General features: G+C 34.2%; 17 protein-coding genes. 6 read left to right on the forward strand and 11 right to left on the reverse strand.

Annotated features, from left to right (window positions below; translation table 11 throughout):
• Positions 1 to 56: 56 nt before the first annotated feature.
• Together DZ60_RS0116900 and DZ60_RS0116905 are read left to right on the forward strand one after the other, a co-directional pair.
• Positions 57 to 704, forward strand: a complete 648-nt coding sequence (locus tag DZ60_RS0116900; protein ID WP_025743210.1) for a response regulator — start codon at positions 57 to 59, stop codon at positions 702 to 704.
• Between the two features lie 260 nt (positions 705 to 964).
• Positions 965 to 2,215, forward strand: coding sequence for a fibronectin type III domain-containing protein (locus tag DZ60_RS0116905; RefSeq protein WP_025743211.1), 1,251 nt, complete (start codon positions 965 to 967; stop codon positions 2,213 to 2,215).
• A 106-nt stretch (positions 2,216 to 2,321) separates the two neighbouring features.
• Here DZ60_RS0116905 and pafA read toward each other — a convergent pair whose 3' ends face one another.
• Positions 2,322 to 3,962 carry an alkaline phosphatase PafA gene (pafA, locus tag DZ60_RS0116910; RefSeq protein WP_025743212.1) on the reverse strand — a complete coding sequence of 547 codons (1,641 nt, stop codon included), beginning with the start codon at positions 3,960 to 3,962 and terminating at the stop codon, positions 2,322 to 2,324.
• A gap of 114 nt (positions 3,963 to 4,076) precedes the next feature.
• Here pafA and DZ60_RS0116915 point away from each other — a divergent pair, with 114 nt between their 5' ends.
• Together DZ60_RS0116915 and DZ60_RS0116920 are read left to right on the forward strand one after the other, a co-directional pair.
• On the forward strand, positions 4,077 to 4,817 hold the full coding sequence (locus DZ60_RS0116915) for an MlaE family ABC transporter permease (RefSeq protein ID WP_025743213.1): 741 nt from the start codon (positions 4,077 to 4,079) through the stop codon (positions 4,815 to 4,817).
• On the forward strand, positions 4,814 to 5,578 hold the full coding sequence (locus DZ60_RS0116920; protein WP_025743214.1) for an ABC transporter ATP-binding protein: 765 nt from the start codon (positions 4,814 to 4,816) through the stop codon (positions 5,576 to 5,578). Before DZ60_RS0116915 ends, DZ60_RS0116920 begins: the two co-directional genes overlap by 4 nt.
• Before the next feature lie 21 nt (positions 5,579 to 5,599).
• On the opposite strand, the gene DZ60_RS0116925 is transcribed toward DZ60_RS0116920, so the two are convergent.
• The 4 genes from DZ60_RS0116925 to DZ60_RS0116940 all read right to left on the reverse strand — a co-directional run bounded on the left by DZ60_RS0116925 (position 5,600) and on the right by DZ60_RS0116940 (position 9,675).
• A complete protein-coding gene (locus DZ60_RS0116925) occupies positions 5,600 to 7,045 on the reverse strand; it encodes a DUF389 domain-containing protein (RefSeq protein ID WP_025743215.1) in 1,446 nt (481 codons plus the stop codon).
• A gap of 8 nt (positions 7,046 to 7,053) precedes the next feature.
• Entirely contained in the window at positions 7,054 to 8,133 is a 1,080-nt protein-coding gene (locus tag DZ60_RS0116930) for a mannose-1-phosphate guanylyltransferase (RefSeq protein ID WP_025743216.1), read from the reverse strand.
• A 3-nt stretch (positions 8,134 to 8,136) separates the two neighbouring features.
• A complete protein-coding gene (locus DZ60_RS0116935) occupies positions 8,137 to 8,733 on the reverse strand; it encodes a SprT-like domain-containing protein (RefSeq protein ID WP_025743217.1) in 597 nt (198 codons plus the stop codon).
• Positions 8,734 to 8,808: 75 nt separating this feature from the next.
• On the reverse strand, positions 8,809 to 9,675 hold the full coding sequence (locus DZ60_RS0116940; RefSeq protein ID WP_161634440.1) for a DUF4349 domain-containing protein: 867 nt from the start codon (positions 9,673 to 9,675) through the stop codon (positions 8,809 to 8,811).
• A gap of 515 nt (positions 9,676 to 10,190) precedes the next feature.
• Between DZ60_RS0116940 and DZ60_RS0116945 the strand changes: the two genes are divergently transcribed.
• Both DZ60_RS0116945 and DZ60_RS0116950 read left to right on the forward strand, forming a co-directional pair.
• The gene (locus DZ60_RS0116945; protein WP_152537464.1) at positions 10,191 to 10,718 is read left to right on the forward strand and encodes a hypothetical protein; all 528 of its coding nucleotides are present in this window, start codon (positions 10,191 to 10,193) and stop codon (positions 10,716 to 10,718) included.
• An 83-nt stretch (positions 10,719 to 10,801) separates the two neighbouring features.
• Entirely contained in the window at positions 10,802 to 11,179 is a 378-nt protein-coding gene (locus DZ60_RS0116950) for a hypothetical protein (protein WP_152537465.1), read from the forward strand.
• A gap of 42 nt (positions 11,180 to 11,221) precedes the next feature.
• Here the strand turns inward: DZ60_RS0116950 and DZ60_RS0116955 are convergent, their stop codons facing one another.
• From DZ60_RS0116955 to porV, 6 genes are all read right to left on the reverse strand, one after another.
• A complete protein-coding gene (locus tag DZ60_RS0116955) occupies positions 11,222 to 11,902 on the reverse strand; it encodes an SDR family NAD(P)-dependent oxidoreductase (protein WP_025743221.1) in 681 nt (226 codons plus the stop codon).
• A gap of 40 nt (positions 11,903 to 11,942) precedes the next feature.
• Positions 11,943 to 12,917 (reverse strand): M20/M25/M40 family metallo-hydrolase, encoded by a 975-nt coding sequence (locus tag DZ60_RS0116960; protein ID WP_025743222.1) that lies wholly within the window; start codon positions 12,915 to 12,917, stop codon positions 11,943 to 11,945.
• A gap of 82 nt (positions 12,918 to 12,999) precedes the next feature.
• A complete protein-coding gene (locus DZ60_RS0116965) occupies positions 13,000 to 14,610 on the reverse strand; it encodes a pyruvate dehydrogenase complex dihydrolipoamide acetyltransferase (protein ID WP_025743223.1) in 1,611 nt (536 codons plus the stop codon).
• Positions 14,611 to 14,613: 3 nt separating this feature from the next.
• The gene (gene pdhA / locus DZ60_RS0116970) at positions 14,614 to 15,615 is read right to left on the reverse strand and encodes a pyruvate dehydrogenase (acetyl-transferring) E1 component subunit alpha (RefSeq protein ID WP_025743224.1); all 1,002 of its coding nucleotides are present in this window, start codon (positions 15,613 to 15,615) and stop codon (positions 14,614 to 14,616) included.
• A gap of 151 nt (positions 15,616 to 15,766) precedes the next feature.
• Entirely contained in the window at positions 15,767 to 16,249 is a 483-nt protein-coding gene (locus DZ60_RS0116975) for a cytidine deaminase (protein ID WP_025743225.1), read from the reverse strand.
• A gap of 288 nt (positions 16,250 to 16,537) precedes the next feature.
• Positions 16,538 to 17,692, reverse strand: a complete 1,155-nt coding sequence (gene porV, locus DZ60_RS0116980) for a type IX secretion system outer membrane channel protein PorV (RefSeq protein ID WP_025743226.1) — start codon at positions 17,690 to 17,692, stop codon at positions 16,538 to 16,540.
• Positions 17,693 to 18,034 lie beyond the last annotated feature (342 nt).

The following is an 18,034-nucleotide window of genomic DNA, read 5'->3' on the forward strand; positions in this document are numbered from 1 at the left end:
TAATTGTAACGCTATTTCAGGACAAGACACTCTAAAAAAATAAAAAGCACCTAACTATGAGTCTTAATCCAAGTAGTTTTCTAATATGTGATGACCATGAAGTTGTTTTACAAGGATTGTTTAATGTTATACAAAAGAATTGGCCTAACTCAAAAATTGATTTTGCTAAATCTGGAAGTAGTGCTTTTAAAAAATTCTCTCATGATGATTACCATTTTTTGATTACAGACATATCCATGGAAGGTAATGATGGCATTGCATTATGTCGTAAAGTAAAAGAACACTACCCCAAAACAAAAATCATTGTAATTAGTCAGCATAAAAAAATATGGATGATCAAACAATTATACACTATTCAGGTCGATGGACTATTACTTAAAGAAGATAGTATACAAGATCTATCAGAAGCCATTCCCGCTATTCTTAGCGGAAAAAAATATTATACCCGCTCAATCAATGAGATCATCCTTAATTATATAGTTAACAAAACGGAAATAGAAATTAATCAAATAGAACTCACTTTTAGAGAAGAAGAGATCATACAGCTAATAGCACAAGAACTTACGACACAGGAAATTTCTGAAAAGTTGTTCATTAGTAAAAAAACCGTAGAAACTCACAGAAAGAACCTATTATTAAAATTTGGAGCACGTAACATGGTTGGACTTATAAAAAAAGCCATGGAACTAGGTTTTTTAGATTAGAAGTGCCATGTCTAGCTTTCTAATCCTAACATTTCTCCATAATTTTGGGTTACACTCTTGATCTTAAAAATCATTTTTCAGGGTTTTCCCCTAGCTTATTAATAGGGAATAAATCCTGTAAATCATCAATACAGTCTTTATTTTTATTTCCTTAAAAACACTATGCCTTTTTTCTAAAGAAATATTAAGCATTACTACCTCGAAGTATTCTTCAACAAAAAGTAAACACTGAAACATTTATTCATACCAATTCAAAACAAATGAACACTAAATTACTCAATCCAACCCTTTTCATCACTATCCTTTTATTCCTTTTTTCTATCTCTGGATGTAAAAGCGATGATCCATTAGAAGAAGAATTAAACGATGATCAATTTGACACCAAACCTTCTGTTTCTACGATTCCCGCATCTAATATCACTGCTATTTCTACTAGTACTGGCGGAACCTTAAATGATGATGGAGGAAGTGAAATAACAAAACTAGGAGTTTGTTATAGTACCGAAACAAATCCTACAATAGAAAGCGAAAAAACTATTGATAACCTTGATGGGAACACATACAAAAGTCTCGTTACTAATCTAATCCCCAACACCCAATATTATTATAAAGCGTATGCAACAAATGCAAAAGGCACCTCATATGGCGAAGAACTTAATTTTACTACGCTAGGAGAGGATAACAATGAACAAACAAAAATTTCTACTGTAGAGGTAACCAACATAACTTCTTCGTCTGCAGATACAGGAGGAATGTTATCTGACTACTCAGGAAGTGAAATCATCGAAAAAGGTGTTTGCTATGGTACCGAGCCAAATCTAGATATCATAAATAATAGCCAAACATATCAAGGGTCTGGTGCCTCTGATTATACGAGTACATTATCAGGCCTTCTTGCTGACACCAAATATTATTATAAAGCATATATAACTAATGAAGACGATGTTACTACATATGGTGAAGAATTAGAGTTCACTACCAAAGACATTATTGTTTCAGAAAATACTATTTATGCTCCAAAAGGAAATGATATTACTATTGACGGAATCATATCAAATGAAGAATGGACAGATGCCACGACGATATCATTGAGTAATGTAGGTCATGAAAATGCCGAACTACTGGTTAAATACAATGACACGCATTTAATGTTAGCTTTTACAGATGTTGTAAGTGAATCCGCAGGAGAATATCTGTTAGAGTTCTTTTTTGACATTAATAAAGATCAATCAGAAGAATTTATGTCAGATGATTGGTATTTTCATGTTTCTGCATCAGATTGCCAAGCCCAAGGTGATATTAACTTATTATATAATAACTGTAAAAAAGAAAAAGACGAATGGCAAGCAAATAATGATTGGACCTATAGTAACGACACTGTAGAAGTGCGCATACAATTAAGTTATATTGACTTTGACACCTCTGCAGGATTCGGGGTGTATGCTTTATGGCCTGCAGGTGTCTCTGAATTAAACCCATCTACATGGGGTTCTATAGAATTAATCCCATAATAATAGTTAACAAGTGACTAATCATTACTAAAAAAATGTCGAAATAAAGGTTTCTTTATTTCGACATTTTTTTTAGAAAACGACTTTTACATCAGTATTCCTAATATTATTTTAAAACAAAAGGCAACACATCACCAGTTGCACCATTAGGAAATGCGATTCCTAATAAAGCGGCAATGGTAGGTGCAATATCCGTTATTTTAGTTTCTACTGTGGTACTTCCTTTTTCTATTCCCTGTCCAAAAAATAGTAGAGGAGCATGTGTATCATACATAAGGCCACTACCATGAGTAGATCCTGTTTTAGAGTATGATATTGTTGCTGGATCCATTACTACAACTATATCTCCACTTCTTTTTTGATTATACCCTTTTTGAATCAAACTAGCTATCCCTCTTGTATATTCTCCTTTTTCTAATTGATCTCTGGTAAATACTTTATCTACCTGATCTTCTTGAAGAATAAAATGAGCCAATGCCTCTTGTAGGTCTTTTTTGGCGATATTATTTTTCTTCAATTTTGTATAATCAAAAAACAATTGATTATTAGATATGTTTTCTATTAGTCCCTCTACTTTAAATTCTTCTTTTACATAATTATTAACTTTCGTAGCAAAAACATCTCTATCAAAATAACCTGCAGGTATTTTTACCGACTGTAAGTAAGAAGGCACATGTACTGCTCCATGATCTGCGGTAAGAAAAACAGTATATTTCCCTTTACCCACCTTAGCATCTAACGCATTAAAAAATCGAGCTAAATCGGCATCTAATCGCAAATAGGTGTCCTGAATTTCCTTTGAGTTTACTCCAAAATTATGTCCAACATAATCTGTACTTGAAAAACTAACGGTTAGAAAATCTGTCACATCATCTGCTCCCAATTGTTCGCCGTCAATTGCTGCAATAGCAAAATCGGCTGTCAAACTATTGCCATAAGCTGAGGCCTTTATAATATCATATCCCATATTCTGATCTTTTAACTTCTTAAGATCATAAGGAAAAGTGACTTCCTCTTTACCTTTATATCCTCCTTCGAATACATTTTGATCTGGCCCACTTTCTACATATGTTTTTGTATCATGCAGTGTACCCCAAACCTTTAAGTAAGATTCTGCTTGATCAGAATCATTAAATTTCTTGACCCAATTAGGTAATTCATTTCTATAATACGTGCTTGTGATCCATTTCCCTTCATCTTTACCTCTAAACCAATACGCTCCGTTTGCCGAGTGTCCTGCTGGTAAAATGGCACCTCTATCTTTTATGGCAATACCTATAGTTTTCCCTCTTAATTGAGTATGTAACCTGTTTTGATCCGCAACAGTGGTAGTTTTCATACGATGCGGAGACATTCGCTCTAATTCACTATCAGAGCCTACTGCTTTTACCGAAGAGTCACTAGCGCAATATACGCTCTCTTTACTAAATTTATCATACCAGTTATTGGATATAATACCATGATTTTGAGGAGTAGTACCTGTAAATATAGACGCATGTCCTGGTCCTGTATATGTTGGCACATAATCAAAATGAGTATTTTTGCAGTTGTATCCCTCTCTAATCATTCGCTTAAATCCATCATTTTCGAATCGATTATAAAATCTTGTTAGATAATCATATCGCATTTGATCAACTACAATACCTACCACAAGTTTTGGTGAAGTATTTATTTTATCCGCATCTTGAGAGTATCCCATAATAGATCCCATGGCACACCAAAAGATCAAGAATATTTTTTTTATCATTACCTTAATTGTTTAGACAGCAAAAATATGATTTGTACAAATGTAAAACTTTAATAAAAGGTTAAATGCTATGGCTATTTTTTTTTCTATTTTAGCTTCTCTAATCGATAAAGAATGTTTTATATAGACGATATTGGTCGTTATTTCTTAATGTTAAAAGGAGTTTTTAGTCGAATGACAAAAGGTTCTGTATTACGAAATCTTATTCTCAAAGAAATTGACGATTTGATTATGGGGTCCTTAGGAATAACGATGTTTCTTGCTTTCTTTATTGGTGCTGTGGTAGCAATTCAGACAGCACTAAATCTTACAGATCCTTTAATTCCTAAAAAATTAATTGCGTTTGCCTCTCGCCAGTCTGTAATTCTCGAATTTGCTCCTACATTTATTTCAGTGATTATGGCTGGTAAAGTTGGATCCTTTATTACCTCAAGTATTGGTACCATGAGAGTAACAGAACAGATTGATGCTTTAGAAGTAATGGGGATTAACTCTCTTAACTACCTTGTATTCCCTAAGATTATTGCCATGCTAATGTATCCGTTTGTTATTGCGATAGCTATGTTCACAGGAATACTTGGCGCTTATGTTGCAGGAGTTTATGGCGGGTTTATTTCGAGTTCCGAATTTTTAACAGGACTTAGAGAAGAATTTATCCCTTACCATCTGGTGTATGCTTTTCTAAAGACTTTTTTATTTTCTTTCCTACTTGCAACAATCCCATCATTTCATGGATATTATATGAGAGGTGGTGCGCTAGAAGTGGGTAAAGCAAGTACATCGGCGTTTGTTTGGACTACTGTTGCTATTATTATCTCTAATTATATTCTCACCCAATTATTACTTAGCGCATGATAGAAGTTAAAAATCTACACAAGGGGTTTAATGGAGAAGAAATTCTAAAAGGAATTACAACTTCTTTTGACCGTGGCAAAACAAATCTGATTATTGGAACTAGTGGTAGTGGTAAAACAGTGTTCTTAAAATGTCTTCTCGGGCTTTTTACACCTGAAACAGGATCAATATCTTATGATGGTGATATTTATTCTGATCTAACTCTTGAAGAGCAAAGAAATTTAAGAGAACAAATGGGTATGGTTTTTCAGGGGAGTGCTTTATTTGATTCTATGACAGTAGAGGAGAATGTCATGTTTCCGTTAATGATGTTTACAAAGCAAAAAAGGGAAGAAATGCTAGAACGTGTAAATGAAGTTATAGCACGTGTTAATCTGGAAAATGCGAACACCAAACTTCCGTCAGAAATCAGTGGTGGTATGCAAAAACGCGTAGCAATTGCTCGTGCCATTGTTACCAAACCAAGATACTTATTCTGTGATGAACCAAACTCAGGGCTAGATCCAAGAACAGCCATTGTAATTGATAATCTAATCAAAGAGATCACCGAAGAGAATAATATTACAACTGTAATCAATACGCACGATATGAATTCTGTTATGGAGATTGGAGAAAAGATTGTTTTCCTCAAAAACGGTTATTTAGAGTGGGAAGGTGATAAGTCCCAAATATTCAAAACAGATAATAAGGCTGTTACTGAATTTGTATATTCATCTAATCTTTTCAAAAAAGTTCGTGACGCTCAACTAAAAGGGCTTTAATTAAAAACACAAAACATACCCTTATTCTACGTATAAAGTGTCTACTTTCATTTCTTTGATAATCCAGCGATGCAATTTATCCACTCTTTCTGTATGAATGCTATCCGACACTTTAAATTTCCATCGTGGAAAAATAACCTTAACCGTATCTACTTTTAAGAAATTTGACTTTAATACTTCTCCATATCCTAATTCTGCTAAGTCTGGAAAACGAATTTTGGCATCTTTTGCTATCAAGCTATATGGCATCACATCAACTGGCACTACTTTATTAGCCTCCCTAAGTTGTGTTTCTAATCCTGCCATTTTGATCTTAAATCCTTCAATTTCATCCAACAACTTGTCATTTTCTTTTTCTAAACGATTTATTTGCTCGATAGATCGCTCATAAGCTTTTGATATCTGATCAATACCTCTGGATTTATTACCATTTATAGATAATTTAAAATTTTCGATCCCAGGATATTTTTTTATTTCGTTTTGTAAATCACTAATCGTTGCCTCATTAATCTCTCCATCAAAGTATAGCTTTATAGATTCCTCATCATAATTATAAAAGTCTTTTCGCAGATATAAATTTTCATTAGAATCAATTTCTTCTACCATAAAAGCTTTGTAGTCTCTAGCTGCATTACTTTCATTAAGGGTTGTATAAAATGTATAAATAGCAGGTATCATTACACAAATCGCTAATAAAGATGCAAATTGTGCTGTTCGTTTTCTTCGCGCAGAATTAGCGTATCTGAGCATCGGAAAACGTAATAGTTTTGCTACGATAAAAGTAGACAAGGCTATAAAAGTTGCATTAATAGAAAACAAATAAAGAGCTCCGAGTGCATATAATGGTTCCCATTCTGCAATACCATATCCCACCGTACATAATGGAGGCATTAAGGCAGTAGCAATCGCAACACCAGCAATCGCATTTGCCATTGTCCCTTTTTTTGATTTTGCTATAATTAACGCTAGTCCTCCAAAAATTGCTACTAATACATCAAGAATCGTGGGTGCTGTTCTGGATTCTAACTCAGGAGTCAACTCTGTCAAAGGAGAAGCCCAAAAATATAAAGTAGCAGCAATAACACTTAGCCCTACCATTACACCTAAGTTTACCAAAGACCTTCTTAGCGTATCGATATCATTGATAGCAATCGATAGCCCGATCCCGACAATTGGCCCCATTAAAGGAGAAATTAACATCGCACCAATAACCACAGCGGTAGAACTCACATTAAGTCCTATAGAAGCGACAAATACAGAAAAAATAAGAATCCAAGCATTATGCCCTTTAAAAGGAATGTCATTTTTTACATCTTGGATCGTTTGATCCTTATCTGTTTCTAACCTAATATCTAATAACTCTCTTAGAAACTTAGTAAGACTCTCAAAAAGACCTTTTGCATCTCTTTTTACAGATTCGGCAATCTGATCCTGATCAGTCCCCGGTTGATTTTTCTGCTCTTCCATAATTTTATTTATCCGTATTGCTCGCCGTATGTATCTTTTACTTTCTTAAGTACTTTCTTAATATCCTGTTCTTTACTTTTCGGATAAATCAACAGTACTTCTTCTTTATCAACAATAATATAGTCCTGTAGTCCATCAACAACAACCACTTTATTATTCGTTGTTCGTATCATATTACCAGATGCATCTTCTGCCAATAAACTTGCATTGACTACCGCATTATCTGTTTCTGTTTTATCTAACTTATCGTACAAAGAACCCCAGGTTCCAAGATCATTCCAATCAAATGTAGCAGGAAGCACATAGACATTTGTCGCTTTTTCTAGTATCGCGTAATCTATAGATATATTCTCAGAAAGTGGGTAATTTGAAGCAATAAAATCATGTTCTTGTTCAGTATTATAGACGGCAATACCTTTTTCGAATAATGCGGTCATTTCTTTTTGAAACTTTGCAAAAGCGCCTACAATACTTTTCACACTCCAAATAAAGATCCCAGCATTCCACAAATAATTACCTTCACTAATGAATTTTTTTGCTGTTGGGTAATCGGGTTTTTCTGTAAATTGTGCTACTTCTTTATGTGAATTCTTACCTTCTTTATCATATTGAATATAGCCATATCCTGTATTCGGAAACCCTGGCTGAATCCCTAAAGTCATTAATATATCAGATTGAGCACAGAGTTTAAAACTCTGTTCTAAATTATCAATAAATGCATCCTCATCCTCTATCCAATGGTCACTGGGAGCTACAACCATCACAGCATTGGGGTTTTCTTTTTGTATTTTTAATGCTGCATACAAAATACAGGGAGCTGTATTACGCATTGCTGGTTCGGTTACTACTTGTCGCTGCTCAGCTTGTGGTAATTGTTCTAAAACCAAATCATTATACCGCTCATTTGTAAGGATAAATATGTTTTGAGGCGGAACAATCTTAGCTAAACGCCCAAATGTACGTTGAATCAAAGTTTCTCCTGTTCCTAGCATATCATGAAACTGCTTAGGAAATTCTGTTGTACTTACAGGCCAGAATCTTGATCCTATACCACCAGCCATTAAGACTGCATAATAATTATTATTCATAAATCAACTTAATAATTCAACTTCGGCGTTTGGATTAAAAAGGTATATTCTACCAGTACTAAGTTCAATACACTCATAGCGCTTTACCTTTTTATTCACTTTTTTGAAAATCTTACCATTATAGAGTCTAAAGGTACTCCCAAATGGCAACTCAAATATATAACTTTTATCGTTTGGAGGATCGAACTGTTTTAGGGCCAATGATAATTTTTCATCCGTATCACTACTTGCTTTGGGGTTTTTAAAATGATTCGCTATCACAGGTAATAATTTACTCGGAAAAATCTCTGGATTTATATACGGTAACATGAGTTTTTGAAAAGTACGTTTCCATTCTACCCCATGAGGCTTGATATAACGGCCATACTGCTCAAAAGCTACCAAATGAGCTATCTCATGAATTAATGTGATAAGAAACCTATATTTATTAAGAGAGGCATTTACTGTAATCTGATGTCTCCCATCTGGCATTTTTCGATAGTCGCCATGCCTAGTTACACGTTCATTAACAATCTTTAAATGAACATCGCACGTCACAATCAAGTCAAAAGCTTGGTCTATTGACCGCTCTGGTATATATCGACTTAAGATCTCCTTCAAATACTTAACTTTTACTTTTTACACGCGCAAAATACGAAATTAAGCGCACGAGAATGTACGCTTAATTTATTATTTTCATTTCCTTAACTTTCTGAAATAAATAAAAACAATCACCCCTAAAACCAGAAACGGCCATAAATAAAACACTGCTATTACAATGCTTTGAACCAAAGACCATCCGTAATTTACTCCCTTTTTTATTTTATCAAAAAAACCTGGTTTATATTCTTCGGGTTCTTTAACAGGAATAACGGTCTCATAAATATCTATATGAATCGTACTGTAAGCTACTTTATTACCTAGATAATTCAATCGCCCCTGTGCAGACTCAATTTCTTCCTGAAGTTTACTAAGCTTCTCTTCAGTTTTTAGGATATCTTCTACAGTTTTGGCCCGTTTCATCAAAATAGTTTCATATCGTTGTTTAACCTCAAATTTCGTTTTCAGCCTTGAGGTAATATCTACATATTCTTCTGTGACATCGATTGTTGTTATATTTTTATGATCTATGAACTCAGCTACATTGCATATACTATCTAATACAGCATCAAATTGACCTTCTGGAATTCTAATCGTACAACTATTCTCCTTTTTATAATTTGTATTCACAAACTTTTCTTCTGACACATAGCCATTATACTTTGAGACCATTTTCTTTGTCAACAATGTAGCTTCGGTGACATCTTTTACTTTGATACGACAATTGGCATTTCTTATAATCTTAAGTCGATCATCAATACTTTTCCTCTCTTCCTTACCAAATTCATTAGCTCCCATGACTCCATTCGTGCGAGCAAGAGATGGGGAGACCTCTCCTGTATCCTCAAGAATAATCTCCTCATTTATCCTATTATCCATTTCTTCATGCGAGCAAGAAAAGCTAAATAATGTAAGAGCAATACAGCTTGCTATTCTAATCAATCCTAATTTGTTCGTTTTCATTTTTATATTTTTTATATTGTTCACTGAAAACAAACTTAGAATGTAAACCCCCGCATCCATTGTAAACCCTTTGCAAAACAATTGTAAATCGTTTTACAAAAACATAATAACCTAACTACCAAATAAATAAAACTATTACCACTGAAGAAAAAATACTATTCGAACGCTTAAAAAAAGCAGTAAACCAGCAGTTTTTAAAAGAAAACAATTCATCCAGCGCGGATATCGAAAACTGGAAAGGACAAGATATCACGCTATTTCAGGAAGACTTACAGAAACAAGTTAAAGCTTCAATTAGTGAAAAGTCTTTTTATAGTTATTTTAAGAATTCACCGCAGAAATTACCTCGAATTGATATTCTAAATCTACTATCTAAGTATTGTGGGTATGCAAATTGGAACGATTTTAAGAATCACCAATCCAAAAATCAATCACTAATCACAAACATATCAAACGCACCTAAGTGGTTTTGGATTGTGTTTCTTTGCGTAATATCATTGCCGATTTTCTTTCTTTTGCCTTCCTCAGAAAACACTTTCCATTTTTGTTTTATTGATCAGGATAGAAATTTACCCATTACTAATACTCCCTTAGAAATTATCATATTAAATGATAAGGAATCCCCTTTTAAGACAAGAACAAGTAAAGATGGGTGTATAACATGGATAACAAAAGATGATTATATTCACTTTGTAGTACAATCACCCTATCACAAAACAGACACCATATACAGGATAGCGTCAAGCAATTTACATGAAAAATTGCAAATCAGGACAGATGATTATGCATTGATGTTACATTATTATGCCAATGGAAAAATAGATGATTGGAAAAACAGAAGAAATCAATTATCCAAAATTCTTTCAAAAGATGCAATTATTTTTCAAGTATTACCCTATGGATTAGGCATAGAAATATTCAAAAAGGAGGAGTTTATAAATAAATTAACGACTCCGACTCAAAGTTTAAAAAATATTGAGATTATAGAATCCCAAAAACGTAATGGGCAAATCGTTAAACTTAAATTCAGAGTAAAGTCATGATAAAAGAAATTTTTCTCATCGTATTGTTATTTTTACTTTTAGCATGTTCTAATAGGGTATCCGTAGAAAGGGAAACAAGAGAAATGTCAAATACTTTAGAATTAGAAGAAGAAAACATAACTATTTCTGAAGAGGATGCATATACGATCTTAATAAAACAAAAACTTCAGGAGCTTATTGATAAAAGAAAACTAGCGCAATCCCATCCAGACTTTGAACTTAACTCTAAGAAAAATGAATTATTTTCTCAACAAGAAAGTAATATTAAGGAAATTAAACTCATTACACCATTCACAATTGTATCTGATTCTGTAAAAACAATAACCACAGCAGTTGTTTTTGACAACGCCATAGACACTGTACTATCAATAATCAAAACTTCTACAGTAGAAATCGAAAAAAAACAATTAAAAATGACAAAAGTAACTTTCGATACTCTTCAGAAGTTAAAAATAAAATAATCGTCTTATACCCATCGAATAAAGAGCACTAAACATTATTTTTTATGGTGTACTACTAGATACCTGAAGTACTTTTCCGTTATAAAAAGTATTACCTGTTAGCGCAAAATCCTTTATATAATTTGCCATTTCTATTGCTGTCAATGGGGCTTGGTATCCAGGAAAAGCTTCTTCTAGCATTTCTGTCTGAACAGCTCCTAAAGCCAACACATTAAATGCTATACCACTTTCTTTATATTCTTCTGCTAGTAACTCACTAAGTGTAATTACAGCTCCTTTACTAGAACTATATGCAGCTAATCCAGGAAACTTCATACTTCCCTGTATCCCTCCCATACTACTTACTGTAACAACATGACTCCCAGATACCATATAAGGTAGAATACATTTGGTAATTTCTGCCACACCAAAAACATTTACTTTATACACCTCTTCAAATTCTCGAGTAGTAATTTCTGCAAAAGGTTTATTTATTAGTCTCCCAGCATTATTAATTAAAATATCAACCTTTTTCCAGGTAGTATCTATAAAGCTTGTCATTTTTTTCAGGTCCGATGCTTTACTGATATCAAATGAAAATGTGTGAATATTCTCATGATTTAGTTCTACTATCGGTTTTTCATTTCGAGATAACGCTAATACATGATGTCCTTGATCGGCTAATAACTTAGCCAGTTCATACCCTATCCCTCGACTTGCTCCGGTAATGATAATATTTTTCATATGTGCCTCGTCTCAACATAATATGTTGAGATGTTTTAATTTATTTCAAAGTAATCTCTTTGGTAGTCGTATTACATATTTTAGCAATCACAGCTTGGCAATCGTTAATTAACTCTGCCATGAAATCAAAATTCATCTGCGATGCTTCATCATCTACATGATGATAATATTGATAATTAGTAAAATCAAAAGTCGAAATGGTTTGCGCCGGAATTTTAAATTTTTCGTAAAACGGATAATTATCACTTCGTTTAAACAACCCAAACTCCTTGGCCTTAGGAAGATACCCTATGAGCTCACTACCACTATATTCATTCATTTTTTCTGCCATATTAGACATCTCATATCCTGTAATATAAGCCTTATATGGTTTGTCATTAAGTGGCACGCCTATCATTTCAAAATTAACCATTGCATACACATCTATCTTTTTTTCTTGAAGCACCTTAGAAAGATGTTCTGAACCTAACAATCCTTTTTCTTCTGCGCCAAAAAGAACAAACAGTACACTTCTTTTTCTTTCCTTTAAGTTTGCAAATTGTTTCGCTAAAGAGATAACCGCACTACTTCCCGCTGCATTATCATTTGCTCCATTTGCGATAGAATCACCGTCTACTTCTTTGGCTGCACCAATATGATCAAAATGCGCTCCTACAATCACAAATTCATTAGCCAAAGCAGGATCAGTCCCTTTTAGATACCCGACTATATTATATGTAGACACTCCTTCTACATCAAAAACATCTCTATAGGTTTCAAAATAGGGCTGAACGTTGTGTTTTTTTAATTCTTTTTCGATAAACTGAGCTGCCTTCTCGAGACCTTCGCTCCCAGTATCCCTTCCTTTCAATTCATCACTTGCCAAAAATTCGACAATAGTGGCAACATCAGAAGCTAAGACTTTACTATCCTTGCCGACACTTTTGTCTTCAATAGCATCTACTTGCGCAATGGTTGATTGCTTACAATTAATAAATAGAATGATAACTAGACTTAAAAAGATATGCTTTCTCATACATTTATGTTTTGCATAAAGATAAAAAATCCCGCTTCATATGAAGCGGGATTTTTGTATGAATATTATAGTACAGTCTGAACTATGCCAACATAGTAACTGGATTTTCTAGATATTGCTGTAATGTTTGTAAAAACTGAGCTCCAGTTGCACCATCAACAGTTCTGTGATCACAAGCAAGTGTAACTTTCATTGTATTACCTACAACGATCTGACCATCTTTAACAACGGGCTTCTCTACAATTGCACCAACCGATAAGATTGCTGAGTTAGGCTGATTGATAATAGAAGTAAACTCCTGAATACCAAACATACCCAAATTAGATACCGTAAATGTACTACCACTCATTTCTTGTGGTGTTAATTTTTTATCTCTAGCTCGTTTTGCAAGATCTCTAACTTTAACATCTATTTCCATAATGTTCATGTGATCTGTAAACTTAAGCACGGGCACAACTAAACCGTCTGGTACAGCTACAGCCACCCCAATACTTATCTGCTTATGATATACAGTAGCATCATCTTTCCATGAAGTATTTACTTGTGGATGTCTTCGTAATGCCATTGCACAAGCCTTAACTACCATATCATTAAAAGACACCTTTGTATCTGGCAATGCATTTATCGTTTTTCTTGAAGCTATTGCATTATCCATATCAACCTCTATAGTAAGATAATAATGCGGTGCTGTAAATTTTGAAGCAGAAAGACTCTTTGCAATTGCCTTACGCATTTGTGAGTTTTTCACTTCTTCGAAACTTTCTTCTCCTGCTGGTGTAAAAGTTTGTATCGCCGGAGCAGAAGATGCCGCTGGCGTTACTGCTGCCGGAGCACTTTTTGCCGCAGAAGGAGTAAATGACTCTACATCTTTCTTAACAATACGACCATTCTCTCCTGTACCTGTTACTTGAGAAAGATCAATTCCTTTATCAGCTGCAATTTTCTTTGCTAAAGGAGATACAAAAACTCTACCTCCAGAGGTATTCGTTTTTGCAACTTCTGCTGCTGCTTCGCTTTTTACTTCTTCTTTTGCCGCTTCTTTTGGTGCAGAAGCCGAAGTCGAAGTTGTCACTCCGTCCTTTAACCCAGAAACATCAGTTCCTGCTGGACCAATAATTGCCAATAACACATCTACAGGCGCTGTTTGTCCTTCTTCAATACCAACATATAATAACGTACCGCTATAAAAGGATTCGAACTCCATTGTAGCTTTATCTGTCTCGATCTCTGCAAGAATATCTCCCTCTTCGACAGCATCTCCTACCTTCTTTAACCAGGTTGCCACTGTTCCTTCCTCCATGGTATCACTCAACCTTGGCATTGTAATCACTTCTACTCCTTCAGGTATTTCTGTACTACCCGAAGCTGCTGCTGGTTTAGCTTCTTCTTTACTTTCTGTTGGTGCCTCTGCAACTGGTGCTTCGCCTCCATTTAACAGGCTCGAAATATCCTCTCCTTCTTCACCAATAATAGCAAGTAATTGATCAACTGGTGCTGTCTCTCCTTCCTCAATACCTACATGAAGTAAAGTCCCTTCATAAAAAGACTCAAACTCCATCGTGGCTTTATCGGTTTCTATTTCTGCAAGGATGTCTCCTTCATTTACTTTATCTCCTTTTTTAACAAGCCACTTCGCAACAACTCCTTCTTCCATGGTGTCGCTCAAGCGCGGCATATTAATTACTGTAGCCATAATCTATTGTGGTTTATGGGATAAAAATGGATAATTATCCTGTTCGTATACAACATCGTACATTACATTCTTTTCTGGGAAAGGCGAATCTTCTGCAAATTTTTGACATTCTGCAACTCTTTCCTTCACTCTTTTGTCTATTACAGCAATTTCATCTTCACTTGCATATTCTTTCTCTTTGATAATATCCAGAACTTGGGTAATAGGATCTATCTTTTGATATTCTGCTACCTCATCTTTCGTACGATATTTTTGAGCATCACTCATAGAGTGTCCTCTATATCTATATGTTTTTAATTCTAAAAATGTTGGGCCACCACCAGTTCTGGCTCTTGTGATTGCCTCGTCAAATGCTTCTGCAACTTTGACAGGGTCCATAGCATCAACTGGACCACAAGGCATTTCATACCCTAATCCAAGTTTCCAGATATCTGTATGGTTTGCAGTTCTCTCTACAGAAGTACCCATGGCATACCCATTGTTTTCTACACAAAATACTACTGGTAAATTCCAAAGCATGGCTAAGTTAAATGTTTCATGCAAAGAACCTTGTCTAGTAGCTCCATCTCCCATAAAGGTTAACGTTACTGAATCTCTTTTGTGGTATTTATCAGCAAATGCTAAACCTGCTCCCAATGGTATCTGACCACCAACAATCCCGTGACCACCATAAAATCGATGCTCTTTAGAAAATATATGCATTGAACCTCCTAAGCCTTGAGAAGTACCTGTACCTTTACCATACAGTTCTGCCATTACACGTTTTGGATCCACTCCCATTCCTATAGGTTGCACATGATTACGATAAGCCGTGATCATTCTATCCTTGTCTAAGTCCATTGCATGCAAAGCTCCAGCCAATATTGCTTCTTGACCGTTGTACAAGTGTAAAAACCCTCTTACTTTTTGTTGAATATAAACTTGAGCTAATTTATCCTCAAACTTTCTCCAGAAAAGCATTTCTTCGTACCAATTCAGGTAAACATTTTTGGTAATCTTTTTCATCTATATATAGTGCTGGTGTATATGTAAAAAAACTAGTTCAAAAAAACTAGTACCTAATAATAATTTCGTTAAATTTTTAATAAACGAAAAACAAAAATAATATATTCGATATTAAGGAGAAAGGAGTTTCTCGATAAAATGAATAAAAAGGCTATAAATATGAATTATCAAAAATAAGTGGCAATATATTAGACAAAGAACAAGATTTAACCACTTTTCCTGTTTCTCCCATAAAATATATCTCAATTGGCTTTTTTTGTTTCACCTCATATTCTGCAATTGCCTGCCTGCAAGCTCCACATGGAGGAGTAGGAGTTAACAATTGATATTTTAATGATTTAGCCGAAAGAGCCATCCTAATAATAGGAACATCCGGAAAATTAGCTCCGGCATAATATAACGCCGTACGTTCTGCACATAATCCCGAAGGATAACAAGCATTTTCCTGATTATTTCCTAAAACGATCTCTTTATTTTCTAAGAGAAGCGCTGCTCCTACAAAAAAATCAGAATAAGGCGCATATGCCTTATCCCTTATCTCCATTGACTTCTTCATTAAATCCTGAATATCCCCAGGCAATTCATCAAAGTCATCATAAACCTCTAAAATAGATTTTATTTCTACCTCTTTCACTTATTATCTGTTTTACTACTTTACAATTAAAGGACAAACTTGTCTTTTCTCTACCTATATTTTAGGTCGTCAATATACCTAATATTAGCATAATACCACATAGACCGCACAATAAAGCTCAAAAACTCACAATCCATTGATTAATCTACTGCATCAAAACATCGGTTATACACAACTCCTTTATTATACGTACTATATTCTAAAAACAGAGGAGCATCAAATATTATATTTGATGCTCCTCTGTTTTTATTTTAAACTGATCATAGTAAAGACACTACGATATTTAATTTAGTCATAATACTCATCTCCAAAATTAAAGGAAAGACCAAAACGTAGCGTACCTTCTAATGGGCTTCTAACCGCAGAGGTAGAAAACAAATAAGATATATCTAGATTAACAATATTATACTTGAAACCTGCACCAAGAGACAAAAACTTACGAGCCCCTTTTTCTTCACTTTCATTAAAATACCCTGCTCTAAATGCGAAAACATCCTGATACATATACTCAGCACCAAGAGACCAAATAATCTCTTTTAACTCTTCACTAAAACCGTCAGGCGCATCTCCCCAAGAAGAAAATATTGCTGAATACTCACTTATTTCATTATATTCATTAGTATCTTCTACACCTATTACTCCGTCACCATCAAAATCTTGCGGTGTTGGAACCAATAATTTACTAAATTCGATTGATGGTGTAATTCTATTCTCATCATTAAAAATAAAATCAAACGATCCACCTAACCTAAAATTAGTAGGAATAAAATTCTCTTGTCCTGCATCGTCGTATTTAATTTTTGGACCTATGTTAGACACAGACACACCTGCTCTCCAACGCCCATTAAACGAACGAAAAGCTATCTCATCGCTTCTGTAAAAACCTGCAATATCTACTCCAAAACCAGATCCGGGTGCAGTATCATCACTATTAGTTGTTGACAATCTTAAATCAGAACGCAGGTAACGCCCTGCAACTGCCATAGAAAAACGCTCATCTAATTTCAGAGCATATGAGATATCTATTGTAAGTTCATTAGGTTTTTGTATCAAACCTAATTGATCTGCTGTTTCTCTGAACTCAATTTCTCCTAAACTAAAGTAACGAAAACTTGCTGCAACAGCACTTCGTTCATTAAGTCTATTATGATAATTAATGTTCCCCAAAAATATATCATTAACTAGATTACTTAAGTAAGGGGTGTAATTTACACCAACTCCCTGCTTATTCTTGATAAAAGCATATTTTGCAGGATTCCATTGTTGAGAGAATACATCTGCTGATGTAGCAACACCCTGATCCGCCAATCCTGCTGCTCTGGCATCTGATGCTATTAATAAAAAAGGAGTAGATGTAGTGATTGCTCTATTCTGTTCCTGAGACTGAAGCTTAATCGTTAAAATTGTACTAAGTACCAGACTAAGGATGACTGTTCTTTTCATATCCATTAAAAATTGAGTTCGACAAATATATAGTTATTTAGTTATTTAAAAATTAATGTGATCTTATTTTTTTGAAATACTTTCTAGTAAACGGTATTTTTCAAGATATCTTGCCTTTCATATGTTTTTTCACGAATTATTTTTATCAAAAAAGTTAAAAAAAAACTACAAAAACATGTCAAACTCACTGATTTTGGGCAGAAACATCAACACTCGAAGACTCAAACTGTTAAATTATTAACAAAATAAAACGTAACAAAAGTTAAAATCAACAAGTATTTAATCGCTTTTTAGAACAAATTTTTAACAATACACAACAAAAACAGGACAAATACAAATATC

It is taken from the genome of Aquimarina pacifica, from assembly GCF_000520955.1.
GTDB classification, from domain to species: domain Bacteria; phylum Bacteroidota; class Bacteroidia; order Flavobacteriales; family Flavobacteriaceae; genus Aquimarina; species Aquimarina pacifica.

Bases quoted from the DNA above. Each gene is read 5' to 3' on its own strand.
- DZ60_RS0116960 (WP_025743222.1), bottom strand. From the start codon at position 12,917: ATGAGAAAGCATATCTTTTTAAGTCTAGTTATCATTCTATTTATTAAT.
- DZ60_RS0116900 (WP_025743210.1), top strand. From the start codon at position 57: ATGAGTCTTAATCCAAGTAGTTTTCTAATATGTGATGACCATGAAGTT.
- DZ60_RS0116925 (WP_025743215.1), bottom strand. From the start codon at position 7,045: ATGGAAGAGCAGAAAAATCAACCGGGGACTGATCAGGATCAGATTGCC.
- DZ60_RS0116950 (WP_152537465.1), top strand. From the start codon at position 10,802: ATGTCAAATACTTTAGAATTAGAAGAAGAAAACATAACTATTTCTGAA.
- DZ60_RS0116920 (WP_025743214.1), top strand. From the start codon at position 4,814: ATGATAGAAGTTAAAAATCTACACAAGGGGTTTAATGGAGAAGAAATT.
- pdhA (WP_025743224.1), bottom strand. From the start codon at position 15,615: ATGAAAAAGATTACCAAAAATGTTTACCTGAATTGGTACGAAGAAATG.
- porV (WP_025743226.1), bottom strand. From the start codon at position 17,692: ATGAAAAGAACAGTCATCCTTAGTCTGGTACTTAGTACAATTTTAACG.
- DZ60_RS0116955 (WP_025743221.1), bottom strand. From the start codon at position 11,902: ATGAAAAATATTATCATTACCGGAGCAAGTCGAGGGATAGGGTATGAA.
- DZ60_RS0116930 (WP_025743216.1), bottom strand. From the start codon at position 8,133: ATGAATAATAATTATTATGCAGTCTTAATGGCTGGTGGTATAGGATCA.
- DZ60_RS0116940 (WP_161634440.1), bottom strand. From the start codon at position 9,675: ATGAAAACGAACAAATTAGGATTGATTAGAATAGCAAGCTGTATTGCT.
- DZ60_RS0116905 (WP_025743211.1), top strand. From the start codon at position 965: ATGAACACTAAATTACTCAATCCAACCCTTTTCATCACTATCCTTTTA.
- DZ60_RS0116965 (WP_025743223.1), bottom strand. From the start codon at position 14,610: ATGGCTACAGTAATTAATATGCCGCGCTTGAGCGACACCATGGAAGAA.
- DZ60_RS0116915 (WP_025743213.1), top strand. From the start codon at position 4,077: ATGTTTTATATAGACGATATTGGTCGTTATTTCTTAATGTTAAAAGGA.
- pafA (WP_025743212.1), bottom strand. From the start codon at position 3,962: ATGATAAAAAAAATATTCTTGATCTTTTGGTGTGCCATGGGATCTATT.